General features: G+C 53.7%; 23 protein-coding genes. 10 read left to right on the top strand and 13 right to left on the bottom strand.

Annotated features, from left to right (window positions below; all coding sequences use genetic code 11):
• Positions 1-55 precede the first annotated feature (55 nt).
• The 4 genes from DD606_RS02005 to DD606_RS01990 form a co-directional block, all read right to left on the bottom strand.
• Positions 56-928, bottom strand: coding sequence for a manganese catalase family protein (locus DD606_RS02005; RefSeq protein WP_032610071.1), 873 nt, complete (start codon positions 926-928; stop codon positions 56-58).
• 17 nt (positions 929-945) lie between these two features.
• On the bottom strand, positions 946-1,452 hold the full coding sequence (locus DD606_RS02000) for a ferritin-like domain-containing protein (protein WP_003862853.1): 507 nt from the start codon (positions 1,450-1,452) through the stop codon (positions 946-948).
• Between the two features lie 62 nt (positions 1,453-1,514).
• Entirely contained in the window at positions 1,515-2,012 is a 498-nt protein-coding gene (locus DD606_RS01995; RefSeq protein ID WP_003862851.1) for a ferritin-like domain-containing protein, read from the bottom strand.
• Between the two features lie 90 nt (positions 2,013-2,102).
• Entirely contained in the window at positions 2,103-2,291 is a 189-nt protein-coding gene (locus DD606_RS01990) for a general stress protein (protein ID WP_022651794.1), read from the bottom strand.
• 453 nt (positions 2,292-2,744) lie between these two features.
• On the opposite strand from DD606_RS01990, the gene yjdI reads away from it, so the two are divergent.
• The gene (gene yjdI / locus DD606_RS01985; protein ID WP_003862849.1) at positions 2,745-2,975 is read left to right on the top strand and encodes a 4Fe-4S mono-cluster protein YjdI; all 231 of its coding nucleotides are present in this window, start codon (positions 2,745-2,747) and stop codon (positions 2,973-2,975) included.
• Positions 2,976-2,985: 10 nt separating this feature from the next.
• Positions 2,986-3,258 (top strand): GNAT family N-acetyltransferase, encoded by a 273-nt coding sequence (locus DD606_RS01980; RefSeq protein WP_003862848.1) that lies wholly within the window; start codon positions 2,986-2,988, stop codon positions 3,256-3,258.
• A gap of 33 nt (positions 3,259-3,291) precedes the next feature.
• Here the strand turns inward: DD606_RS01980 and DD606_RS01975 are convergent, their stop codons facing one another.
• Both DD606_RS01975 and DD606_RS01970 read right to left on the bottom strand, forming a co-directional pair.
• A complete protein-coding gene (locus tag DD606_RS01975; protein ID WP_003862847.1) occupies positions 3,292-4,521 on the bottom strand; it encodes an amino acid permease in 1,230 nt (409 codons plus the stop codon).
• A gap of 115 nt (positions 4,522-4,636) precedes the next feature.
• On the bottom strand, positions 4,637-5,101 hold the full coding sequence (locus DD606_RS01970; protein WP_022651793.1) for a multidrug/biocide efflux PACE transporter: 465 nt from the start codon (positions 5,099-5,101) through the stop codon (positions 4,637-4,639).
• A gap of 101 nt (positions 5,102-5,202) precedes the next feature.
• Between DD606_RS01970 and DD606_RS01965 the strand changes: the two genes are divergently transcribed.
• The 3 genes from DD606_RS01965 to DD606_RS01950 all read left to right on the top strand — a co-directional run bounded on the left by DD606_RS01965 (position 5,203) and on the right by DD606_RS01950 (position 8,342).
• A complete protein-coding gene (locus DD606_RS01965) occupies positions 5,203-6,069 on the top strand; it encodes a LysR family transcriptional regulator (protein ID WP_003862845.1) in 867 nt (288 codons plus the stop codon).
• A 92-nt stretch (positions 6,070-6,161) separates the two neighbouring features.
• Positions 6,162-7,340 (top strand): acetyl-CoA C-acetyltransferase, encoded by a 1,179-nt coding sequence (locus DD606_RS01960; RefSeq protein WP_003862843.1) that lies wholly within the window; start codon positions 6,162-6,164, stop codon positions 7,338-7,340.
• Positions 7,341-7,658: 318 nt separating this feature from the next.
• Positions 7,659-8,342 (top strand): oligogalacturonate-specific porin KdgM family protein, encoded by a 684-nt coding sequence (locus tag DD606_RS01950; protein WP_003862842.1) that lies wholly within the window; start codon positions 7,659-7,661, stop codon positions 8,340-8,342.
• Between the two features lie 187 nt (positions 8,343-8,529).
• Here DD606_RS01950 and DD606_RS01945 read toward each other — a convergent pair whose 3' ends face one another.
• On the bottom strand, positions 8,530-9,705 hold the full coding sequence (locus DD606_RS01945; protein WP_003862840.1) for an oligogalacturonate lyase family protein: 1,176 nt from the start codon (positions 9,703-9,705) through the stop codon (positions 8,530-8,532).
• Between the two features lie 300 nt (positions 9,706-10,005).
• Between DD606_RS01945 and kduI the strand changes: the two genes are divergently transcribed.
• The 3 genes from kduI (at position 10,006) to DD606_RS01930 (ending at position 13,395) form a co-directional block, all read left to right on the top strand.
• Complete coding sequence (kduI, locus tag DD606_RS01940; protein WP_003862837.1) at positions 10,006-10,842, top strand: 5-dehydro-4-deoxy-D-glucuronate isomerase; 837 nt, start codon at positions 10,006-10,008, stop codon at positions 10,840-10,842.
• A gap of 63 nt (positions 10,843-10,905) precedes the next feature.
• Positions 10,906-11,667 carry a 2-dehydro-3-deoxy-D-gluconate 5-dehydrogenase KduD gene (gene kduD, locus DD606_RS01935; RefSeq protein WP_003862835.1) on the top strand — a complete coding sequence of 254 codons (762 nt, stop codon included), beginning with the start codon at positions 10,906-10,908 and terminating at the stop codon, positions 11,665-11,667.
• 312 nt (positions 11,668-11,979) lie between these two features.
• Positions 11,980-13,395, top strand: a complete 1,416-nt coding sequence (locus tag DD606_RS01930; RefSeq protein ID WP_023314780.1) for a sugar porter family MFS transporter — start codon at positions 11,980-11,982, stop codon at positions 13,393-13,395.
• Between the two features lie 82 nt (positions 13,396-13,477).
• On the opposite strand, the gene DD606_RS01925 is transcribed toward DD606_RS01930, so the two are convergent.
• Genes DD606_RS01925 through DD606_RS01910 form a run of 4 tightly spaced genes read right to left on the bottom strand, consistent with a single transcriptional unit; the run spans position 13,478 to position 17,703 of the window.
• Positions 13,478-14,764 (bottom strand): ABC transporter substrate-binding protein, encoded by a 1,287-nt coding sequence (locus DD606_RS01925; RefSeq protein WP_003862832.1) that lies wholly within the window; start codon positions 14,762-14,764, stop codon positions 13,478-13,480.
• A 13-nt stretch (positions 14,765-14,777) separates the two neighbouring features.
• Positions 14,778-15,905 carry an ABC transporter ATP-binding protein gene (locus tag DD606_RS01920; RefSeq protein WP_003862829.1) on the bottom strand — a complete coding sequence of 376 codons (1,128 nt, stop codon included), beginning with the start codon at positions 15,903-15,905 and terminating at the stop codon, positions 14,778-14,780.
• 12 nt (positions 15,906-15,917) lie between these two features.
• The gene (locus DD606_RS01915) at positions 15,918-16,820 is read right to left on the bottom strand and encodes a carbohydrate ABC transporter permease (RefSeq protein WP_003862827.1); all 903 of its coding nucleotides are present in this window, start codon (positions 16,818-16,820) and stop codon (positions 15,918-15,920) included.
• Positions 16,813-17,703 carry a carbohydrate ABC transporter permease gene (locus DD606_RS01910; protein ID WP_003862825.1) on the bottom strand — a complete coding sequence of 297 codons (891 nt, stop codon included), beginning with the start codon at positions 17,701-17,703 and terminating at the stop codon, positions 16,813-16,815. The genes DD606_RS01915 and DD606_RS01910 overlap by 8 nt, the downstream gene beginning before the upstream one ends.
• 544 nt (positions 17,704-18,247) lie before the next feature.
• On the opposite strand from DD606_RS01910, the gene wzz(fepE) reads away from it, so the two are divergent.
• A complete protein-coding gene (wzz(fepE), locus tag DD606_RS01905; protein WP_023314779.1) occupies positions 18,248-19,384 on the top strand; it encodes an LPS O-antigen length regulator Wzz(fepE) in 1,137 nt (378 codons plus the stop codon).
• Between the two features lie 33 nt (positions 19,385-19,417).
• Here the strand turns inward: wzz(fepE) and DD606_RS01900 are convergent, their stop codons facing one another.
• Positions 19,418-19,741, bottom strand: coding sequence for a cupin domain-containing protein (locus DD606_RS01900; RefSeq protein WP_003862821.1), 324 nt, complete (start codon positions 19,739-19,741; stop codon positions 19,418-19,420).
• Positions 19,742-19,876: 135 nt separating this feature from the next.
• Here DD606_RS01900 and DD606_RS01895 point away from each other — a divergent pair, with 135 nt between their 5' ends.
• A complete protein-coding gene (locus tag DD606_RS01895; protein ID WP_129258111.1) occupies positions 19,877-20,569 on the top strand; it encodes an aspartate/glutamate racemase in 693 nt (230 codons plus the stop codon).
• Here the strand turns inward: DD606_RS01895 and DD606_RS01890 are convergent.
• Positions 20,564-21,490 (bottom strand): LysR family transcriptional regulator, encoded by a 927-nt coding sequence (locus DD606_RS01890; protein ID WP_129258109.1) that lies wholly within the window; start codon positions 21,488-21,490, stop codon positions 20,564-20,566. The genes DD606_RS01895 and DD606_RS01890 overlap by 6 nt on opposite strands.
• Between the last annotated feature and the right edge of the window lie 34 nt (positions 21,491-21,524).

Genomic DNA, 21,524 nt, shown 5'->3' with positions numbered 1-21,524 from the left:
AACTGATAGCGCACAAGGCATTGCCAGACAGCCTCAGGCTGCCTGGCAAAACCGGTTACGGTTTTTTCTTACCTGCGCCAAGCTCGGCACCGGTAAGCGGATCGGCGTTAGGGTCGGATTTCGTACGTGCGCACATCGCTTTGACCAGCGTTTCCTGCTCTGTCGTGAGCGTTACGCTTGCGCCGCCGTCACCGCCATCGACCGCTGGCTGAGGAGATTCCACGTAGTCGAAGTGCTTATCGCTGTTCCAGCTGCCGCGAACTTCTCCCCCCTCAGACATATTGTAGTACTTGTTGGTGTACTCTTCGATTGGTGGCAATTTACCCGGTGGGAAATTGTTACGGATCGACTGGAGCGCCTTCTCAAACGAGAGCTGGTGTGCTGCCTCACGCGTCATTAAAAACGCCAGCGCATCTTTAACACCCGGATCGTCCGTTACGTTAATAAGCCGTTCGTAGATAATTTTGGCGCGCGCCTCGGCCGCAATGTTAGAGCGCAGATCGGCGGTGGGCTCGCCAATAGTATCCACATACGCCGCCGTCCATGGTACGCCCCCGGAGTTGGTCAGTGGAGTACCACCGCCGTAGAGCAGGGAGGTGATATGACTGTCGTTGCCGTTCTCGGTCATGGAGCGGTACAATTCCGCTTCATTTTCAACGCCTTCCGCCAGTTCACCTTTCGCACCCTTATTCAGCATACCCACCAGGGTGCCGATAATTTCCAGGTGACTTAATTCCTCGGTCGCGATATCCATCAGCATATCTTTACGACCGGGATCGTCGTCGCTCAATCCTTGCGTAAAGTAACGACATGCCGCGGCAAGTTCGCCCTGTGGCCCGCCAAACTGCTCAAGCAGAAGATTGGCCAGGCCCGGATTCGGTTCGGCTACGCGTACCGTGTATTGCAGCTGTTTTACGTGTCGAAACATAGTTTCTCCCTCTTTCGTTATTTTTTCGCTTCAACACCGTCCGCATCGGAGCGCAGCAGGAACTGTTCCGTCGTCTGTGGAATATGCTGGAGCAGCCAGTCAGCCATCTGGCGCTCTTCTTCCAGAATGGACTCAATGGCAGGAATGGAGGCGGTATCGCCCGCTTGTTTGGCCGCAGCCAGCAGAGAGGTGTAGCAGGCAATTTCAAACTGCTCAAAAACGTAGCCGCTGATGGAGCCTTTAACAATTTCGTCGGAAGGGAACATGCCGCCAATGGACTGGCCGAGCGCCGCCATTTTGCTCATGGAATCTTTTATGACCGAACGGGAAATATCATTGCGGTCGAGAATTTCTTCCAGCACGGTAATTTGGTGTTTAGTCTCATTAACGTGTTGTTCAATTCGTGCACGTAAGTCGGGATAATTATCAATACGGCTGGCCATAGATTCCAGCATGGATTCGGCTTGCTTTTCCATCGCATGGGCATCGCGTAGCCAATCATGGTAGTGTTCTACATGATTCATAATTAACTCCTGTGATTTATTATCTGGTTAATTTTTGTTGCTGATGCTCATCAAATTAATATTTATCCTTTCTGGGCTTTTTGATTAATATTGCCGACAGCCAGATCGGTTAATTTGAGATCGGTTTCTTTTTCTTCTTCCAGCGTTTCGGCAAGAAGTTTAACGGCTTTTTTATAGCCTAATTGTTCAGCCAGGGTGGCCAGGGTGCCGTAGCTGGCAATCTCGTAATGCTCGACTTTTTGTGCTGCGGCAATTAATGCAGCGTCACGCACTTCATTTTTTTCAGTGCTCTCAATAACTTCGTTGGCTTCTTCAATTAAGCCTTCCATCGCAACGCATTTCATGCGCTTCAGTTTGAGGCCGGATTCCTGCTCAATAATCTGATCGATACGCTCGATTTGTCCCTGAGTCTCTTCGAGGTGGGCCGTGAACGCGGCACTCAACTTCTCGCTGGATGCGGCGCGAGCTAACTTGCTTAGAGCGCGGGTCAGCTGCTTCTCAGCGCTGTAGGTGTCGGATAACAGGTGAATAAATACATCTTCAACAGTTTTCATATTCATATTTTCGCTCCAGTGAAATAAAGGGAAGGTACTGCGAGCCGACGGGCCCGCAGCATGCTCTCGGTATATTTATAAGAGCTTTAAATAAGATCAGGAGTTATCAGATTTACGGCCTCCGCCGTGACTGTTCTGGCCCCCTTTCTTACCCGCTTCAGATGCGCGTTGCGGATCGTTTTTGAAATTACCGCCGCTGTGCTGGCCGCCTTTACGTCCAGCTTCTGATGCCTTTTCACGGTCTTCAGCGAAATTACCGGAACCACCACGATGTTGCTCTGCCATATATCAACCCTCATGTTGCGTTTATGTCAGGAGATACGATAAGTAATTCGTATCAGTTGTCGTTCAGGAATTAACATTAGTCGTTATGTGAGAAGAGTCAAATTTCATGTCTGGGTTGTTTTGCGGTAGTTTTGCAGGTGTTCAGGAAATACCGCTTCGTTACGAACTTTAAAAACGGACGGTAAATCCACTGGTTAGGGAGAAATAAATCTGGATGTTGGGAGTTCGCTTAGCTAATAATCCTAATGTGAACGTGGCGTGAATTATTACAAGAGTTGACACAACGCAAAAATATATCGTCGCAACGGGTGCTTCTGTATTCGGAATAATCTTAAGTGTCTGGCGAAATAACGTGTTGAAAAGAGGGTGGCCAAACCTCGTTTTTGACGTGGTCAGGCGGATCGGCTGAGGGTATGCTTCTTTTGTCACCACAATAATTACAGAGGCAATATCATGGATCAGGAGCTACTGGATGCGGGGTACCGGGCCTACACCGGTGAGAAAATTGATGTTTACTTCAATACCGGGATCTGCAAACACTCGGGCAACTGCGTGCGCGGCAGCGCGGCGCTGTTCGACCTGAAGCGTAAACCATGGATCGCGCCGGATGAAGTAGATGCAGAAACGGTTGTGCGCGTAATTGATACCTGCCCGAGCGGTGCGCTGAAGTACCGCCAAAAATAAGTGAGGAACCATGGAAATTCTTGAAGGCCATAACAAGTTTTACGTCAACGACGCCGAAGGCAATCAGGTAGCGGAGATTGTCTTTGTCCCAACCGGCGAGCATCTGAGCATCATTGAGCACACCGATGTAGATCCAAGCCTGAAAGGGCAGGGTGTGGGTAAACAGCTGGTGGCGAAGGTGGTAGAGAAGATGCGCGGGGAGAACCGTAAAATTATCCCGCTGTGTCCGTTTGCGAAGCATGAGTTTGATAATACGCGGGAGTATGACGATATTCGGGCGTAAAACAGATGCCCGGCATTGCGCCGGGCAGCACACTCAACCGACAAACATCACCGACACACACAGCACACCCACAATCAGCGTCAGCAGGTTACCGATGGAGCGGTACGGTTTTAACGACGGGATCAGGTACGTCGACAGCGTCGGCATGATGAACAGGATCATGGCGATAAGCGGACCGCTGATGGCGTAAATCATCGAGATCGCATTCGGGTTGATGCAGCAGACCGCAAAGGTAATCAGCGACACGCCGAGAATCGAAACCGCGCGGTTAAAGGCGCGACTTTTTTTCACACCCACCTGATTCAGAGACGATTTCACAATTTCCGTTGCCCCTTCAATCACGCCAAAATAGGTGCCGAGGAACGATTTCGACATCGCTATAATTGCCACGATAATGCCGGAAATGCCCAGCCATGCCGGGGACGAAGGCATCATCGACAGCGCGGACAGGATCGTCACCCCTTCCTCTTTTGCCGCCACGATATACGACGGTGGAATCGAAAGCAGGCAGCTGAACACAAAGAACAGCACGCTGAGGCAGATGATCAGATACGCCACTTTCATGATTTTTTTGCATTTACCCATCGCCTCTTCACCGTATTTCTCGCGACGGTCCACGGCGAAAGTCGAGATGATCGGAGTATGGCTAAAAGCGAAAACCATCACCGGGATCGAAATCCACACCTGGTGCAACGTATGCTGGTCGAAGGCCATCTGGCTCGTCAGAAGCGACGGCTGCCAGCTGCCCGTCAGATACAGCGAGACAAACAGGAAATAGGCGATCAGCGGAAAAACAAGGAAACCCATCACCTTAATGGTGATGTGCCGCCCCATCAGGAAGATCAGATTCAGAATCAGCACCACGCCAAAACTCACCAGCATCCGCATGCCGGTATCCACCGTCATCCGTTTCGCCAGCTGTTCAGTGAGTGAGTTAGTTATCGCCACCGCGTAAATCAGAACCACCACAAAGAAAGCCACAAAATAGAGCGTGGTAATGAGGTTGCCGATCTTTTTGCCGTAGTAATGGGAAACGGCACCAGTGATCCCTTCGTTGCCTTTCGTCTTCGACGACAGAATAAATTGCGCCAGCGCTTTATGCGGCCAGTAGGTTAAGGGATACGCCACAAGGGCGGTGATCAGCAGGACAATCGCGCCAGCAGAGCCGAGCTGAATGGGCAAGAACAGGGTTCCTGCGCCCACGGCAGTGCCGTAGAGGGCGAAACTCCAGAGAGTCTCTTCTTTTGACCAAATTTTCGACATTAGAGCAACGTATCAACTATAAAACGAACAAAAAGGAGTGCAATTTACCATAATTATGCGTTGAGGTCGCCGTTGCTTCGCAGGGGTGGGCCGGAGCAGGTCTCCGGCCGGAAGGTTATTCGCTTGCCAGGGCGCGGCGTTGCTGGCGGCGCTTGATGATTTTCTCCCGCAGGGTGTCGTACGCCCAATTGTAGAGCATGGTGTACGGCAGGAAGAACAGGAAGAAACCAATTTCCAGCGTAAAGGCCTGGAGCAGCGTCACGCCCAGCACGGCGGCAACGATGGTTACGCCAATCACAATAAAACCGCATTCAAAACCCAGCGCATGCAGGGCGCGCACTTTCGCCGTGCGCTTCACCCGCTGGACGGGCCAGAAACGGTCGAAGCCAAAGTTATAGATAATGTTCCAGAGCATTGCCGTGGTCGCCAGAATTATGGTGAGACCCCCCATTTCAACCACCGAGCGCTGCATTAGCCACGCGGCCGTCGGGGCGAGGATCGCCGTAGCAATGCCTTCAAAACAGACGGCATGGAAGATCCGCTCCGGCAATTTACGTTGGAGTGCATCCTGATGTTGCATATTTACCTCATATTGACGCCAGTATGGGCGTTGATGCGGTCTATTCTTATCGTTTAAGGTGATATATAAAAGATGGTATCCATCGATAAAGTAGATACATCATGCGTTATTCTCCCGAAGCACTGACCGCGTTTGTTGAAACTGTCGCCGCAGGTTCGTTTTCTGCTGCGGCACGGCGGCTGCGTAAAAGCCAGTCCACCATCAGCACCTCCATCGCCAACCTTGAAGCTGACCTTGGCTTTGAGCTGTTCGATCGCTCGGCGCGTCACCCGGTGTTGACCGCCCAGGGTGAACAGGTGCTGGGCTATGTCCAGTCGATACTCGCCGCCAGCGCGCGCCTGGATGAGCTGGCCGTATCTTTAACCGCGCAAACGGAGGCGCGTTTTACCTTTGTTCTCTCCGATACGCTTAACCCGGCCGTGCTGGAACAGATGATGAGCCAGTTCGACCAGCGTTTTCCGCACACGGAATTTGAGTGCCTGATTGGTGAAGAGGAGGACGTGATCGATCTGCTGCAAAAGGAGCGGGCGCAAATTGGCCTGACGGAAGCGCGCGACAGCTACCCGACCGATATTGGCGCGACCCGTCTGCCTATGCAGACAAGGATGGCTATTTACGTTTCTGCCGGACATCCTCTGGCAGGGCAACATGAGACGCAGGCGGACGAGCTGCATGGCTGGCGCGAGCTGCGGCTGAGTACCTATCTTGAACGGGAAGCGCCCCTTGCGCGCGGGCCGGTCTGGTCTGCGCCGAATTACCTGTTACTGCTGAGTATGGCGGTACAGGGCTTTGGCTGGTGCGCGTTACCCTGCGCGCTGGTCGACGAATTTGCCGCGTCGAAATCGCTGGTGCAGCTGAACGTGCCGGGCTGGCCGAGGTCGATTGCCATCGATCTGGTATGGAACAAACGAACCCCGCCCGGCGTCGCCGGAAGCTGGCTGCGCCAGTACTTGCAGGACGCACGATAATCCTGTGACTAAACTCACTAATTTTAAACATTTGCGTCAATTGTTGATAACAATCCTCTACTATCGTCATGTCATTTTGCACAGAGGTCGTGATGAAAGATGTCGTTATAGTGGGTGCGTTACGTACGGCTATCGGCTGTTTTCAGGGAGCGCTTGCGCGTCACTCTGCGGTTGATCTCGGCAGCGTGGTGGTAAGAGCGCTGGTGGAACGCAGCGGGATTGCCGCACATGAAATTGATGAGGTGATCCTTGGCCAGGTGCTGACCGCTGGCGCGGGACAAAACCCTGCGCGCCAGGCAGCGCTGAAGGGCGGCCTGCCCAATACCGTTTCGGCAATTACCATCAACGACGTCTGTGGTTCAGGTTTGAAAGCGCTCCATCTTGCGACGCAGGCCATCCAGTGCGGTGAAGCGGACGTGGTTATTGCCGGCGGGCAGGAGAATATGAGCCGCGCCCCGCACGTCCTGACCGACAGCCGGACCGGCGCGCAGCTCGGGAACAGTCAACTGCTTGACAGTCTGGTTCACGACGGGCTGTGGGACGCCTTCAACGACTACCATATGGGCGTAACGGCGGAAAACCTGGCGCGGGAATACGGTATCAGCCGCGAGCTTCAGGATGCATATGCCCTCAGCTCACAACAAAAAGCGCGTGCAGCGATCGACTCCGGGCGTTTTCGCGATGAAATTGTCCCGGTCAGTACCCAGCGCCAGAACGGCGAAGCGCTCATCGTCGATACCGACGAGCAGCCGCGCACCGATGCCAGCGCAGAAGGGCTGGCAAAACTCGATCCGGCCTTTGAAACGCTCGGTTCTGTAACGGCAGGCAACGCCTCATCCATTAACGACGGTGCGGCGGCGGTGATGATGATGAGTGAAAGCAAAGCCCAGGAGCTGGCGCTGCCGGTGCTGGCGCGCATCAAAGCGTTTGCCAGCGTGGGTGTTGATCCTGCGTTAATGGGGATCGCCCCGGTCTATGCCACGCGCCGCTGCCTGGAGCGGGCGGGCTGGGAGCTGAGCGATGTGGATCTGATTGAGGTCAACGAAGCCTTTGCTGCACAGGCGATCTCGGTCGGGAAAATGCTGGAATGGGATCCGCTGCGGGTCAACGTCAACGGCGGTGCAATTGCGCTGGGTCATCCCATTGGCGCCTCCGGCTGCCGCATTCTGGTGTCGCTGGTCCACGAAATGAAAAAGCGTAACGCCCGAAAAGGGATCGCAACGCTCTGTATTGGCGGAGGGCAGGGGGTGGCCCTGGCTATCGAACGGTAGTTTCCCCTCTCTGTGCACAGAAAACCTCCCACGGGAGGTTTTTTTGTGTCCGCAGAATCCTTTTTTAACACTTCTGCGTTCTTTCTGAAGCCCGCAATAATTATTGCGCGGTTAATTATTTGCTTTGTGAAGTGCTTAATGTGATCTTCCCCCTGAAATTTACGGTTAATGCCCTTTTTTTGTTGATGGGGTTCACGTCGATCTTTGCCAAAAAAAATGAAACAAATAATTTCGATCCTTGTCACTAAAATAGCTTTGCATAAAAAATAAACTCAAGTTTCATAAAAACGAAACGTTATTTTAATTGAGGGTTTTTTCATGTTTAAGAAATCTCTGCTCCTTGCTTCCCTTATTAGTGCCTCTTTTGCGGCTAGTGCCGTTACCGTCGATCTGCGTCACGAATATATTGACAGCGGCTCGAATGCCGACCGTGTTGCCGTCTCGCACCGCTTTGATAATGGCTTCGGTTTTTCAGTCGAGGCGAAGTGGAAATCAGGCGGGGACAAGGCAGATCAGCCATTCGCGGATGTAGTGGGGAACGGTCACGAAGATCAGATTAGCTGGCGCTGGAAAGCGACAGACAATATCGCCCTGACCCCTGCGTTTACGATTGAAAGCACAGACAGTCGCACCATTTATAAACCGAATCTGCATGTGCAATATAGCTTCGATAATGGCTTCTACGTGGCTGCGCGTTACCGTTACGAATATACTCGCTACCCGTCAAGCTCAAATAAGGACGATGATAAAGTTAACCGAGGCGATGCGTGGGTCGGTTGGGTATTAGGTGACTGGCGTACCGAGCTGAACTATGTTTACGCGAAAAGTTCTGAAGGCGTGGCCCGAAATAATAATAAAGATTATTCCAACGAATATAACGCCAAACTGGCCTACAAATGGGATAAAAACTGGGCACCGTATGTGGAGGTGGGGAACGTGGGGGTTAAAGACACGGACGAACGCCAGACCCGTTTCCGTTTAGGTGTGGCGTACTCCTTCTGATAATTCAGTTCCTTCGCTAAAAACCGCCGGGTGGCGCTAACGCTTACCCGGCCTACACATTCTTTCCAATCCATTTTTTCGTAGGCCGGGTAAGCGAAGCGCCACCCGGCAAAAAGCGCCGCGCAATCACCCAAAAAAAAGCCCTCCGAATCGGAGGGCAAGGCCAGTTACAGAAACACTAACTCATTCAGGCATGCAACATTTCAGGTTGCTCGGGGAGTTTCGCGATATAGAGGGCCGGTTTGCCGTCTTTATCGGAACTGTACAGCACCGCTTTTTCGTCCGGCGTGAAGGACGGATGCGGGTGGGTTACCTGGCGGCTGTTCGCCACCGTAGCCCATGAGGTGTCATGACGGGCGATGCGGTAATAAGCTTTCTTCGCCACGTCAAAGGCATACAGATAAGGATCGTTATCAATGGTGTAGCCGCCGGTGTCTTTCACGTCAACAGGCGTACCGGAACCGTCGCCAACCAGCATGCTGCCGTCAACGTTGCTCATCAGATGCGAACAGGCGGGCATGTTCATTACCGCTTCATTCACGCCGGTGTCCGGGTTGAAGCGGGAGATGGTACGCCCTTGCTGACCTTTCAGATAAGAGACGTAGATCAGCGCGGACCCGTCCGGCACCCAAAATTCATGTGTACAGCTTTCACCTTCCGCGTGCGTTTTCACTTTCCGCACGTTGCTGCCATCTTCGTTGACCAGCCACATGCGGGCGTCGACCAGGTCGTGCGGCCCTTCATGACAGAAGGCCACGGTATTGTCATCGAACGGGCGATAAATCGGATGTCCCAGCCAGATCTTCTCGTCATGAATGGTGGTGCTTTCACCCGTTTTCAGATCAACGCGCAGCAGGCGGCAGTGCGGCCCTTTGTGGAAGAAGTCGTGGAAAATTTTCCAGTCGTTGAGTGGCGTCCAGTCACATCTGGCAATCTCAATACCCACCAGTTTGGTGCAGTCGCTGTTCGCGACCCAGGTGCCGTAGCCGACCCACTCTTCCGGAACGCGGTACACTTCGCGCTCTGCCAGCGTCTGTAAATCCACCTCCAGCAGGGTGCGATCGTTCTTCACATAGTAGAGGGATTTATCGTCCGGAGAGAGGAACCCGCCAAAGGTATTATCGCCCGCGCCTTCGGTCAACTGTACCGCTTCGGCGTTTTTCAGATCCAACAGGTAATAGTTCCAGTGACCGTCGAACTCCCCGGCGAACAGCAGGTGGCTGCCATCGTTAAAGAAGCACTTCTGGTAAAAGTAGTTGCGATGACAGGTTACTTCCGGTGGGGTCAGGCGGGTGACTTCCACGCCTGTATCCGGATCGCGGCTGACCTCATAGTTCAGCTTGACCCGCATACCTTTAGCCATAATGCACTCCTTTGAACGCGTAATGTAGGTTGAAAACTAGGTGATAAATTATCAAAACGTTGTTTCATTATGTGTGACTGACAGCGCACTTTCTCATTTTCATTAACCAGATTGAGGGTCTTAAAGATTTATCGTGATCGAAACTCCATTTCTGGCATAAACAGGCAGAAAAAATGAAACGTTGTTTTAAATGCAATTGAAAACCCTGTTGTCAGGGGATAATATGTGTTCATCACGAAAACGGAACGTTGTTTCGTTATTTATCTTTGCCTTCGGGCACGATCAATTCTGGAGGTTTACGTGGACGTCAGACAAAGCATCCACAGTGCGCACGCTAAAATGCTGGATACTCAGGGGCTGCGCAGTGAGTTTTTAGTTGAGCAAGTGTTCGAAGCCGACAAGTACACCATGGTCTACAGCCATATTGACCGCATTATTGTGGGCGGGATTATGCCGGTGGCGAAAACCGTCTCCGTGGGCGGTGAAGTGGGCAAACAGCTGGGCGTGAGCTACTTCCTCGAACGCCGTGAACTGGGCGTGATTAACATCGGCGGGCCGGGCACCATTACCGTCGATGGCCAGTGCTACGAAATTGGTCACCGCGACGCGCTGTACGTCGGCAAAGGCGCGAAAGAGGTGGTGTTCGCCAGCATTGATGCCAGCAAACCGGCGAAGTTTTACTACAACTGCGCCCCGGCTCATACGACTTATCCAACCAAAAAAGTCACGCCAGCGGACGTTGCCCCGGTGACCCTTGGCGATAACCTCACCAGCAACCGTCGCACCATCAACAAATACTTTGTTCCGGATGTGCTGGAAACCTGCCAGCTCAGCATGGGGCTGACCGAGCTTGCGCCGGGCAACCTGTGGAACACCATGCCGTGCCATACCCACGAGCGCCGCATGGAAGTCTACTTCTATTTCAACATGGATGAAGACGCCTGCGTGTTCCACATGATGGGACAGCCGCAGGAGACGCGCCATATCGTTATGCACAACGAGCAGGCAGTCATTTCGCCTAGCTGGTCCATCCACTCTGGCGTGGGGACGAAAGCCTATACCTTTATCTGGGGGATGGTCGGTGAAAACCAGGTCTTTGATGACATGGACCACGTCGCTGTTAAGGATCTGCGCTAGTCGCAGGCAGTTAAGCATACATCTGCCTGTTGCTGACAGGCGCTGAACGATTAAGGAACAAACATGATTCTGGATGCATTTTCTCTGCAAGGTAAAGTGGCTGTGGTTTCCGGTTGTGACACCGGGCTGGGGCAGGGTATGGCGTTAGGTCTGGCGGAAGCGGGCTGCGATATCGTCGGGATTAACATCGTTGAGCCAACGGAAACTATCGAGCGCGTCACCGCGCTGGGCCGCCGTTTCCTGAGCCTGACCGCGGACCTGCGCAAAATCGATGCGATCCCTGAGCTGCTGGATCGCGCGGTGGCGGAGTTTGGGCATATCGATATTCTGGTGAACAACGCCGGCCTGATCCGTCGCGAAGACGCGATTAACTTCAGCGAAACGGACTGGGACGACGTGATGAATCTGAACATCAAGAGCGTGTTCTTTATGTCCCAGGCGGCTGCGAAGCACTTCATTGCTCAGGGGAAAGGTGGCAAGATCATTAATATTGCCTCCATGCTCTCTTTCCAGGGCGGCATCCGCGTGCCGTCTTACACCGCATCGAAGAGTGCCGTGATGGGCGTGACCCGCCTGCTGGCGAACGAGTGGGCGCAGCACAACATCAACGTCAACGCGATTGCGCCGGGCTACATGGCCACCAACAATACCCAGCAGCTGCGTGCGGATGAAGAGCGCAGCGCGGCAATCCTGGAGCGTATTCCAGCGGGTCGCTGGGGTCTGCCGAGCGATCTGATGGGCCCGGTTGTATTCCTGGCGTCCCCGGCTTCGGACTACATTAACGGCTACACCGTTGCCGTAGACGGCGGCTGGCTGGCACGTTAAGTCAGCCCGAATAAAGAACCTCTGCCCTCGGGTAGAGGTTTTTTTTGCGTCAAAATTGGCTTTATCCATATCCTTAAAGATGAAAAATCCATACTGAAAAGGAATAAATGACGGGTGTCACACATTTATTGCTTAAATATTAACTAATTAATCAAAAATAAGGTTAAACCATCCAGATTTGAAATTGTAATGTCCATCACAGATCGGTGTGTCGTAGCGAAATAATCCATATCTTCACCATTTCCGGCCTGACACTTTCTTCCGGTATCTCGTAATTTCACTTAACGAATTTCGCTGTTGAGGCAGGAAACAATGACATCTGTAAATGACTCTACCCTTATGCCCGCTGCGCTGCGCGATACCCGACGCATGAACCAGTTTGTTTCTGTTGCGGCCGCCGTAGCCGGTTTACTGTTTGGTCTGGATATCGGCGTTATCGCGGGCGCACTGCCCTTTATTACCGACCACTTTACGTTAAGCAACCGCCTGCAAGAGTGGGTGGTGAGCAGCATGATGCTGGGTGCGGCCATCGGCGCACTGTTTAACGGCTGGCTGTCGTTCCGTCTCGGGCGCAAATACAGCCTGATGGTCGGGGCGATCCTGTTTGTTGCTGGCTCTCTTGGTTCAGCGTTTGCCACCAACGTTGAAGTGCTGCTGCTTTCTCGCGTGCTGCTGGGCGTGGCGGTGGGTATCGCGTCCTACACCGCGCCGCTTTACCTCTCCGAAATGGCGAGCGAAAACGTGCGCGGGAAGATGATCAGCATGTACCAGCTGATGGTGACGCTCGGTATCGTGCTGGCGTTCCTGTCGGATACGTACTTCAGCTACAGCGGCAACTGGCGGGCAATGCTTGGTGTGCTGGCGCTGCCTGCGGTGCTGCTGATTGTGTTAGTCATTTTCCTGCCGAACAGCCCGCGCTGGCTGGCGCAAAAAGGGCGTCACGTGGAGGCGGAAGAGGTGCTGCGCATGCTGCGCGACACGTCTGAAAAAGCGCGTGAAGAGCTGAACGAAATCCGCGAAAGCCTGAAGCTGAAGCAGGGCGGCTGGTCCCTGTTTAAGGCAAACCGCAACGTGCGCCGCGCGGTGTTCCTCGGCATGCTGTTACAGGCGATGCAGCAGTTCACGGGGATGAACATCATCATGTATTATGCCCCACGCATCTTTAAAATGGCTGGTTTTACCACCACCGAACAACAGATGATCGCCACGCTGGTGGTGGGGCTGACCTTTATGTTCGCCACCTTTATCGCGGTGTTCACCGTCGATAAGGCCGGACGTAAACCGGCCCTGAAAATTGGCTTTAGCGTAATGGCGCTCGGCACCTTGATCCTTGGTTACTGCCTGATGCAGTTCGATAACGGCACGGCGTCAAGCGGCCTCTCCTGGCTCTCCGTTGGCATGACCATGATGTGCATCGCCGGTTACGCGATGAGCGCCGCACCGGTGGTGTGGATCCTGTGCTCTGAAATTCAGCCGCTGAAATGCCGCGACTTTGGTATCACCTGTTCCACCACCACCAACTGGGTGTCGAATATGATCATTGGCGCGACCTTCCTGACGCTGCTGGATGCGATTGGCGCGGCAGGCACCTTCTGGCTCTATACGGTGCTGAACGTGACGTTTATCGGCGTGACATTCTGGCTGATCCCGGAAACCAAAGGCGTGACCCTGGAGCATATTGAACGCAAGCTGATGAAAGGGGAGAAACTACGTAATATCGGCGTGTAATGTCATTGCCCGGTGGCGCTTCGCTTACCGGGCCTACGATACCGTGTAGGCCGGGTAAGCGAAGCGCCACCCGGCTTTGTTTTTACCGCATCGCACGTCTCAAAATACGCTCCGCCTGACGCTGGAAGTCAGCGGCCGTCTCTTCCACGGTTTTCTGCCCGTAGTCGATATACTGCAAAGAGGTACCGAACTGCGCCACAATCTGTGGGTCGTCAAAGTATGGCGAGACGGTGAGTTTCGCCGGCAGCGACTGCGCCAGGCGCAGGCCCGCCACGGAAGGATCGTCCTCTTTAATGGTGCCGTCTTCGGTCAGATACTGCACCGCCACTTTGCTCAGCGGCACGCCGCGCTCAAGACCCAGCGTATCGACCCCTTCTTTGCTGTTGAGCAGGAAGTTAATCAGCTTCGCTGCCGCCTCTGGGTTTTTGGTCGTCTTACCAATCGACAGCATCTGCGCCGGTTTGAAGAACAGACCTGCGTCGGTGGCGCCCGGCAGCATTGGGTAGTTGCCCAGCTCCAGTTTCGCCGGTGGCTTCAGGTTGTCGGAATATTTGTTGATGGTGGAGTTCCACATGTAGGTGCCGCCCCATTCACCCTGGATCCACGGCTTCATTTCATACATGTTGCTCTTACCGAACGAGGCATAGTATTTGGTGTCTGGCATGACGTGGCTGTCGATCAGCTTTTTGTAGGTCTGGAAAAACTCTACCCACTGTTCCTTTGTGTAGCTGAACTTTTTGGTTTTCTCATCCACCGCAGGAATGTTGTACTTCTGGATCATGTACGAATTCAGCAGCGCCAGCGTATCCTGATGCTCCAGGATCACCGGATAGTATTGCTTGCCGAGCTTGCTCTCGAAGGTTTTACCGGCCGCCATCAGCTCGTCCCAGGTTTTCGGGTACGCAATACCCGCTTTTTTCCAGGTTTCGTCATTGAAGTAGAACACGCGCGCCGTCACCGAGATCGGAATGCCGTTCAGCTTGCCGTCCACGGTGGTGGTTTGCAGCTCTTTGGGATCGAACTGCGACAGGTCAATCACGTCCTTCATCTTGTTCAGATCGTAGAAGCCGTCACCGGTTTTCGAGAAGATCGGCAGCCAGTTCCAGTTCGTCTGCATTACGTCCGGCTCGGTGCCGCCCGCAATCTGGGTGGTCAGACGGGAGAGGTGACCATCCCAGCCGGTGTATTCCGCTTTCACGTTGATGTCCGGGTTCTGCTTATGGAACTCTTCCAGCGCTTTCAGGGTGACCTGGTGACGGCCGTTGCCGCCCCACCAGGACATCCGTAAATCCACATTCTGCGCCATCGATGGCAAAGCGGTAAGACCCAGGGTCGCGGAGATTGCTGCGCTTAAAAGCACTTTTTTCATTTTTATCACTCCATCAGAGAGAGAGGTTCTGTTCAGTTTTTGCGTCAAAAATATGACACTTGTTCATCTCAAACGTGAAATACACCTTACGATGAAGCCCCTTATCAATCATTGGTTTAGCTTCATCGGACGGGATTCGGGCGGTCAGTTCGTAGTCCGCGACCTTCAGGTACACAAAGAATTCGTGGCCCATGTTCTCAACGCGCACCATCTCCCCGCTACAGCCGCCGTTCGGGAAGGGCTCATCAGAGAGCGACACAAATTCCGGACGCACGCCGTAGTAAATCTCCTGACCCGCGTAGGCCGCGACTTTCTCCTGCTTCTCCGCGTTCAGCGGCATGGTTTCATCGCCAATGGCGATGTGCAGCTGGCCCGCTTTTTCGACCAGCACGCTTTTGCGTATATTCATCTCCGGCGCGCCGATAAAGCCCGCCACGAACATGTTCCTCGGCCTGTGGTAGAGGTTGTCCGGCGTATCCACCTGCATGATATGGCCGAGCTTCATCACGCAGATGCGGTCGCCCATGGTCATCGCTTCGGTCTGGTCGTGTGTCACGTAAACGGTGGTCGCCGGTTTTCCTGACTTCTTCAGTTGCTTATGCAGGTCGGAAATACGAATACGCATCGAAGCGCGCAGTTTGGCGTCGAGGTTTGAAAGCGGCTCATCGAACAGGAACACATCCGGTTTTTTCACAATCGCACGGCCTACCGCCACGCGCTGCGCCTGGCCGCCGGAAAGCTGGCGCGGCAGGCGGTCGAGCAGCTCTTCCAGTTCAAGAATTTTGGCAGCTTCATTCACCTGAGACTCAATCTGATCTTTCGGCAGTTTGCTCAGCTTGAGACCAAAGGCCAGATTCTCGCGCACCGTCATGTGCGGATAGAGGGCATAGTTCTGGAACACCATTGCAATACCGCGCTCTTTCGGCGCGAGGTTGTTCACGATCTTGTCGCCAATGCGCACCTCGCCGCCGCTGATGGTTTCGAGCCCCGCCAGCATGCGCAGGGTCGTGGATTTGGCGCAGCCAGATGGGCCGACGATCACCATGAATTCCCCTTCAGCAATTTTAAGATCGATAGCGTGTACCGCTTTAAAGCCGTTGGAGTAGACCTTTTCCAGCTTGTTGAAAATAACTTCAGCCATGGTATTTCCCTCTTAACCTTTAATTCCGCTGCTGGTGACGCCCTGTACGAAGTAGCGCTGTGCCAGGAAGAAGACAATGATGGATGGCAGAATGGAGATGCTCGCCATTGCCAGAATTTCGTTCCACGGCGCGCCTTCGGTGACATCGATGGACATTTTCAGCGCCAGTGCGATGGGGTATTTATCCACGCTGTAGACGTAAATCAGCGGCCCGATAAAGTCGTTCATGGACCACATGAACTGGAACAGGGCGACGGAGATAATGGCCGGTTTCAGGATCGGCACTACCACGTACCACAGCACCTGAATGGAGTTACAGCCGTCAATCTGCGCCGCCTCTTCCATGTCACGCGGGACGCCGCGCAGGAACTGGATCAGCATGAAGACGAAGAACCCCTGAGTGGCGAAGGCCAGCGGCAGGTACAGCGGCATATAGCTGTTGAGCATGCCCATTTCACGGAACATCAGGTACTGCGGGATCAGCAGCACGGTGCTGGGCAGCAGCATGGTGGTGATGAGCGTGGCGAACCAGAACTTCTTCCACGGGATCTCGAAGCGGGCAAAGCCGTACGCCACGATGGTGGAGGAGATAATGGTCAGGATCACTTTCGGGATCACATACTTAAAGGTGTTCAGCATGTAATGGCCGAAGTTGTACTCGGTGCCGGTTTTCCAGCCGTTTACGAAACCATCCCAGGTGGCGTGGGCAGGCCACAGGCTCAATGTGGTGAAGATCTCGTGGTTCGGTTTGAACGACGCGGAGAACATCCACACCAGCGGGTAAAGCATCAGCAGGCCGACAACCAGCAGAATCACATAGCGAACGGAGGCGTTGATTTTCTCTCTGCGCAGCGTGCGGGCCACTTCGCGTTCGGCGACGCTTCTTGCCGTGGAGAGTTGTTGAATATCAGCCATTTTTGCCTCCTTTATCGGCGGAGTAGAACACCCAGTATTTCGACGACTTAAAGGCGATACCGGCGAAGACGGCCACCACCAGGAACAGGATCCACGCCAGCGCCGCGCCATAGCCCATATCGAAATACTTAAAGGCGGTGTCGTAGATGTAGAGCGAGAACAGATAGGTCGAATAGGTTGGCCCGCCGCCGGTAATCACGTACGGCCCGGTAAATTCCTGGAACGCCTGCGTGGTCTGCATGATGAAGTTGAAGAAGATCACCGGCGTAATCAGTGGCACGGTCACCTTCATGAACATCTGCCATTTCGATGCGCCATCGATCATTGCCGCTTCATACTGGGACTGCGGTACGTTTTGCAGCGCGGCCAGGAAGATGACCATCGCGGAACCGAACTGCCAGACGCGCAGCAGGGTAACGGACATCAGCGCCAGCGACGGCTCGCCCAGCCAGTTCACCGGATCAAAGCCAAAAACGCCGATAAAGCTGTTCAGCAGGCCATCGATGGCAAATAAGGCGCGCCACAATACGGCAATGGCGACGGAGCTGCCGAGGATCGACGGAATATAGTAGGCCGTTCGGAAAAAGCCGATGCCGCGTAATTTAAAGTTCAGGACAAAGGCAATTCCTAATGCAAAGGCGAGCTTTAGCGGGATGGTTAAAAATACATAGGCAAAGGTCACGCCCATGGATTTCCAGAAGAGCGTGTCTTCGGTAAACATGTAGCGATAGTTTTCGATGCCGTTAAACACCGGCGGACTCATCAAATCGTAATCCGTAAAGCTGAGGAAAAACGATGAGACGAAGGGGAATGCCGTAAAGAGTATCAGCCCGATGATATAGGGTGATATCCATGCGAGCCCCAGCAGCTTGTTTTCATTCATACATACCTACCTGGCAATCAATGGTTTAATACGAAATCTGCTTTGTTACATTTTCCCAGGCCTGCGATGCGCGGCATGGGAGCTGAAATTCAGGGTGCAACGTCTGGCAACGGCAAAACCTACGTTTGTTTTTCAACGCTTTTTTGTCTTTCGTCGTGGTGTAAGCGCTTCGGGTTTCAAAAGAGCTGAACCGGTGTTCTTGGATACTAAAACATCGTTTTATTTTATATTATTGCGATTTATTTCTGCGTCATTCGCTTAATGGTGGAAATGTGATCAGCGTCGAAACGCTGTTTCAATATAGTGAGGAAGGTGGCATTTTTGACTTTCCACGGACGTTCGCCGCGGCCCATGAGGAAGAGATAATGAAGCAAAAGGGGAGCAGGAATAACAATAGTCACGCAGCGTGGCTAACTACCAGATCTGATAGCAGGTCTACAGATGTACCAATTCGTCATTCAGATAATTCTTACATTCTTGTATGATTTGTTACACCGGAACCAGTCAGGCAGAATTTCACTGCATCCTTAAAAGAAGAACAGTTATGTCAGCGATGGATTTCAAAAAACATACGGATCTCAATTTTCCTCACTATGCTCCCCCGGCGGTCAGCGCTAAAGAAATAGATCTTCTGGGTCTGCTGGACGTCCTGCTGGCAGCAAAAAAACGCATCATCACCATTGTCTTTGCATTTGCACTGGTCGGCCTGGCAATCGCCTTTCTGATACCGCAAAAATGGACCAGTAAAGCGGTCATTACGCCCGCGGAACAGACGCAGTGGAGTTCGCTGCGCCAGATGATGGTGGCGCTCCAGGTGCTTGATGTCGACGTGAAAATTACCCGTGCGGATGTGTTTAATCTGTTTATCAAAAAGTTTCAGTCCCAGTCTCTGCTTGAAGAGTACATGAAGAGCTCACCTTACGTGATGGCTCAGCTCGATGGCGCTGAGGTTGACCCGCTGGAGCTGCACCGCGCGGTGGTCAATATTGCCGAAAAGATGAAGGCTGTTGATAACACGCAGGAAAAAAATGCCGATAAAGCCCCATACCTCTCCTGGACGTTAAGCTTCACAGCCCCAACGGCAGAGGATGCGCAGAAAGTGTTGAATGGTTACATTCAGTACATCTCCCGCATCGTCGAGCAGGAGACCATGCAAAACATTCGCGATCAGCTGATCCTGAGAACCAAAACGGTACAGCAGCAGCTGGAGTTGGATCGGGTCCGTCTGACCAATATCCACAATACCAACCTGCAACGCCTGAACTACTCGCTGGAAGTGGCGAACGCGGCTGGGATCAAAAAGCCGGTTTACAGCAATGGACAGGCGGTGAAAGACGATCCGGATTATTCCGTCGCCCTCGGTGCGGACGGGATTGCGCAGAAATTGCAGATTGAAAAAAATCTCAAGGACGTTTCTGAGCTGAACGCCGATTTCCAGAACCGCGAATACTATCTGGCACAGCTGCAAAAACTCTCCTTCGAAGATGTGAGCCTGGAGCCGTTCAAATACCAGCTTTCACCTTCTATGCCGGTGAAAAAAGATGGCCCGGGCAAAGCCCTCATCGTGCTGCTGGCGTGTATTCTGGGTGGACTGTTCGCCTGTGGCAGCGTGCTGCTGCGCGAGGCTATGAGCACCCGCAACCCGCTGCCGGAACAACTTCCTGAGCCGGTAACGGAATAACATCAAAAAAGGCGCTCAACTGAGCGCCTTTTTTTATTTCAGGAAATCTTCGCGTACCGGCGTAAAGGTATCCAGCAGGGTGCCGGGTTTCAGGCAAACGCAGCCGTGCATCACGTGCGGCGCTTTATAGAGGGTGTCGCCCGCGGTCACCACATGCTTCTCCTCGCCAATGGTGAACTCAAATTCCCCCGAGAGAACGTAGGTGAGTTGCTCATGCGGGTGGTTATGCATCGGGCCAATCGCGCCTTCCTCGAAATTCACTTCCACCGCCATCATCCTGCCGTCGTGCGCCAGAATACGACGCGTCACGCCGTTGCCCAGATCCTCAAGCGTGGTCTCTTTATGGAAAATAAACATATTTTCGCCCTGTTATGTAATGAAACATTGTTTCAATTAACTTATCTCACCCGCCGAGAAAAGGAAACGTTTAGCCAAATAACTGGAAAGGCGATCACAAGTTTGCTTCACTGGGTGAAACGCACAGGAGGAAAGATGAAAACGATCGGTCTGTTAGGGGGCATGAGCTGGGAATCAACGATCCCGTACTACCGCCTGATTAATGAAGGCGTTAAACAGCGTATGGGCGGTCTGCATTCGGCCAGCCTGCTGCTGCACAGTGTGGATTTCCATGAAATAGAAGCCTGCCAGTCGAGCGGGGAGTGGGACAAAGCGGGGCAGATACTGGCGGACGCCGCGCTCGGGCTGGAGCGTGCGGGCGCGCAGGGTATTCTGCTGTGTACCAACACCATGCATAAGGTGGCGTCGCACATTGAAGACCGCTGTTCGCTGCCGTTCTTACATATCGCGGATGCCACCGGGCGTGCCATACGTACCGCCGGCATGACGCGCGTGGCGCTGCTGGGGACGCGCTACACCATGGAACAGGATTTTTACCGCGGGCGGCTGAGCAGCCAGTTCGGGATTGAAAGCCTGATCCCGGAGGAGGCTGACCGGGCGCGCATTAACCAGATTATTTTTGATGAGCTGTGTCTGGGCACCTTCAGCGAAGCTTCGCGCGCCTGGTACGTCAGCGTGATAGAGAAACTGGCGCAGCAGGGAGCGGAAGGGGTCATCTTCGGCTGTACCGAAATCGGTCTGCTGGTGCCGGCAGACCGAAGCCCGATATCGGTCTTCGATACCGCCGCCATCCATGCCGCGGATGCGGTGGAGTTTATGCTGTCATAAAGGTTTTTGCAGGTCAGGTAAGCGAAGCGCCACCTGACGCGCGTGCGCAATCAGATGTTCACTAAAGGCATCAACCAGCGCTGAGGCGGGCCGGTGCAGCGGGCGGATCAGGCTTACGGTAAAGGGAACGGAAACGCTAAAACGGCGCAGAACCACGCCGCTGCTGGCGTAGTCCATGGCCGTGAGCGGGTTCACCACCGAAATACCCACGCCCGCGCGCACCATCGCGCAAATTGACGCCGCACTGTGCGTTTCCATCACCATCCGCCGCTTCACCTGATGTTCGGCAAACAGGCCATCCAGAAGCTGCCGGTAGCTGTCGGTCTGCGACAGGCTGATATAGTTCTCACCGTGAAAATCCGCCGGTGTCAGCACGGTTTTGTGGGCAAGCGGGTGGCTGGCAGGCAGCACGCAGACCTCATCCAGCGACAGCAGCTCCGTGCGTTCCGTTCCCGCTGGCGTGACGAGGGTTTCAGTCAGACCCAGATCGTGGCGCTGGGCCGAAAGCCACTCCTCCAGCAGCGGCGACTCCTGCGGCACGATGGTCAGGCTGACCTCCGGATAGCGGGCCAGAAACGGCTGTAACAGTACCGGCAGGAATGACTGGGAAAAGACCGGCAGGCAGACGATGGACAGTTCGCCCTGGCGGAACTCCCTCAGGCTCTCTGCCGAGCTCACGATCCTGTCCAGCCCGTACCAGGAGCGCTGAACCTCCTCAAACAGACGTAAACCCTGCACCGTTGGATGCAGCCTGCCGCGGGTGCGTTCAAACAGCTTCAGCCCCAGCACTTTCTCAAAACGCGCCAGCTCGCGGCTGACCGTCGGCTGCGAGGTGTGCAGCATGTGCGCGGCTTCAGTGAGATTGCCGGTGGTCATCACCGCATGAAAAATCTCGATATGGCGTAGGTTAACGGCGGGCATAGGGCACCTGATGGCTGAGCGTGTTCCATATCAT

This window comes from Enterobacter cloacae complex sp. GF14B, from assembly GCF_004136805.1.
GTDB lineage: Bacteria > Pseudomonadota > Gammaproteobacteria > Enterobacterales > Enterobacteriaceae > Enterobacter > Enterobacter hormaechei_C.
The sequence above is the reverse complement of the archived record's forward strand: the minus strand, read 5'-3'. Positions and strand labels throughout refer to the sequence as shown.

What these genes read in the sequence shown, in the direction of transcription:
- DD606_RS01890 (WP_129258109.1), bottom strand. Translation starts at nt 21,490, where the DNA reads ATGCCCGCCGTTAACCTACGCCATATCGAGATTTTTCATGCGGTGATG.
- DD606_RS01950 (WP_003862842.1), top strand. Translation starts at nt 7,659, where the DNA reads ATGTTTAAGAAATCTCTGCTCCTTGCTTCCCTTATTAGTGCCTCTTTT.
- DD606_RS01990 (WP_022651794.1), bottom strand. Translation starts at nt 2,291, where the DNA reads ATGGCAGAGCAACATCGTGGTGGTTCCGGTAATTTCGCTGAAGACCGT.
- DD606_RS01930 (WP_023314780.1), top strand. Translation starts at nt 11,980, where the DNA reads ATGACATCTGTAAATGACTCTACCCTTATGCCCGCTGCGCTGCGCGAT.
- DD606_RS02005 (WP_032610071.1), bottom strand. Translation starts at nt 928, where the DNA reads ATGTTTCGACACGTAAAACAGCTGCAATACACGGTACGCGTAGCCGAA.
- DD606_RS01965 (WP_003862845.1), top strand. Translation starts at nt 5,203, where the DNA reads ATGCGTTATTCTCCCGAAGCACTGACCGCGTTTGTTGAAACTGTCGCC.
- DD606_RS01995 (WP_003862851.1), bottom strand. Translation starts at nt 2,012, where the DNA reads ATGAATATGAAAACTGTTGAAGATGTATTTATTCACCTGTTATCCGAC.
- yjdI (WP_003862849.1), top strand. Translation starts at nt 2,745, where the DNA reads ATGGATCAGGAGCTACTGGATGCGGGGTACCGGGCCTACACCGGTGAG.
- DD606_RS01910 (WP_003862825.1), bottom strand. Translation starts at nt 17,703, where the DNA reads ATGAATGAAAACAAGCTGCTGGGGCTCGCATGGATATCACCCTATATC.
- DD606_RS01975 (WP_003862847.1), bottom strand. Translation starts at nt 4,521, where the DNA reads ATGTCGAAAATTTGGTCAAAAGAAGAGACTCTCTGGAGTTTCGCCCTC.
- DD606_RS01895 (WP_129258111.1), top strand. Translation starts at nt 19,877, where the DNA reads ATGAAAACGATCGGTCTGTTAGGGGGCATGAGCTGGGAATCAACGATC.
- DD606_RS01900 (WP_003862821.1), bottom strand. Translation starts at nt 19,741, where the DNA reads ATGTTTATTTTCCATAAAGAGACCACGCTTGAGGATCTGGGCAACGGC.
- DD606_RS01925 (WP_003862832.1), bottom strand. Translation starts at nt 14,764, where the DNA reads ATGAAAAAAGTGCTTTTAAGCGCAGCAATCTCCGCGACCCTGGGTCTT.
- kduD (WP_003862835.1), top strand. Translation starts at nt 10,906, where the DNA reads ATGATTCTGGATGCATTTTCTCTGCAAGGTAAAGTGGCTGTGGTTTCC.
- DD606_RS01980 (WP_003862848.1), top strand. Translation starts at nt 2,986, where the DNA reads ATGGAAATTCTTGAAGGCCATAACAAGTTTTACGTCAACGACGCCGAA.
- DD606_RS01960 (WP_003862843.1), top strand. Translation starts at nt 6,162, where the DNA reads ATGAAAGATGTCGTTATAGTGGGTGCGTTACGTACGGCTATCGGCTGT.
- DD606_RS01915 (WP_003862827.1), bottom strand. Translation starts at nt 16,820, where the DNA reads ATGGCTGATATTCAACAACTCTCCACGGCAAGAAGCGTCGCCGAACGC.
- DD606_RS01920 (WP_003862829.1), bottom strand. Translation starts at nt 15,905, where the DNA reads ATGGCTGAAGTTATTTTCAACAAGCTGGAAAAGGTCTACTCCAACGGC.
- DD606_RS02000 (WP_003862853.1), bottom strand. Translation starts at nt 1,452, where the DNA reads ATGAATCATGTAGAACACTACCATGATTGGCTACGCGATGCCCATGCG.
- DD606_RS01945 (WP_003862840.1), bottom strand. Translation starts at nt 9,705, where the DNA reads ATGGCTAAAGGTATGCGGGTCAAGCTGAACTATGAGGTCAGCCGCGAT.
- DD606_RS01970 (WP_022651793.1), bottom strand. Translation starts at nt 5,101, where the DNA reads ATGCAACATCAGGATGCACTCCAACGTAAATTGCCGGAGCGGATCTTC.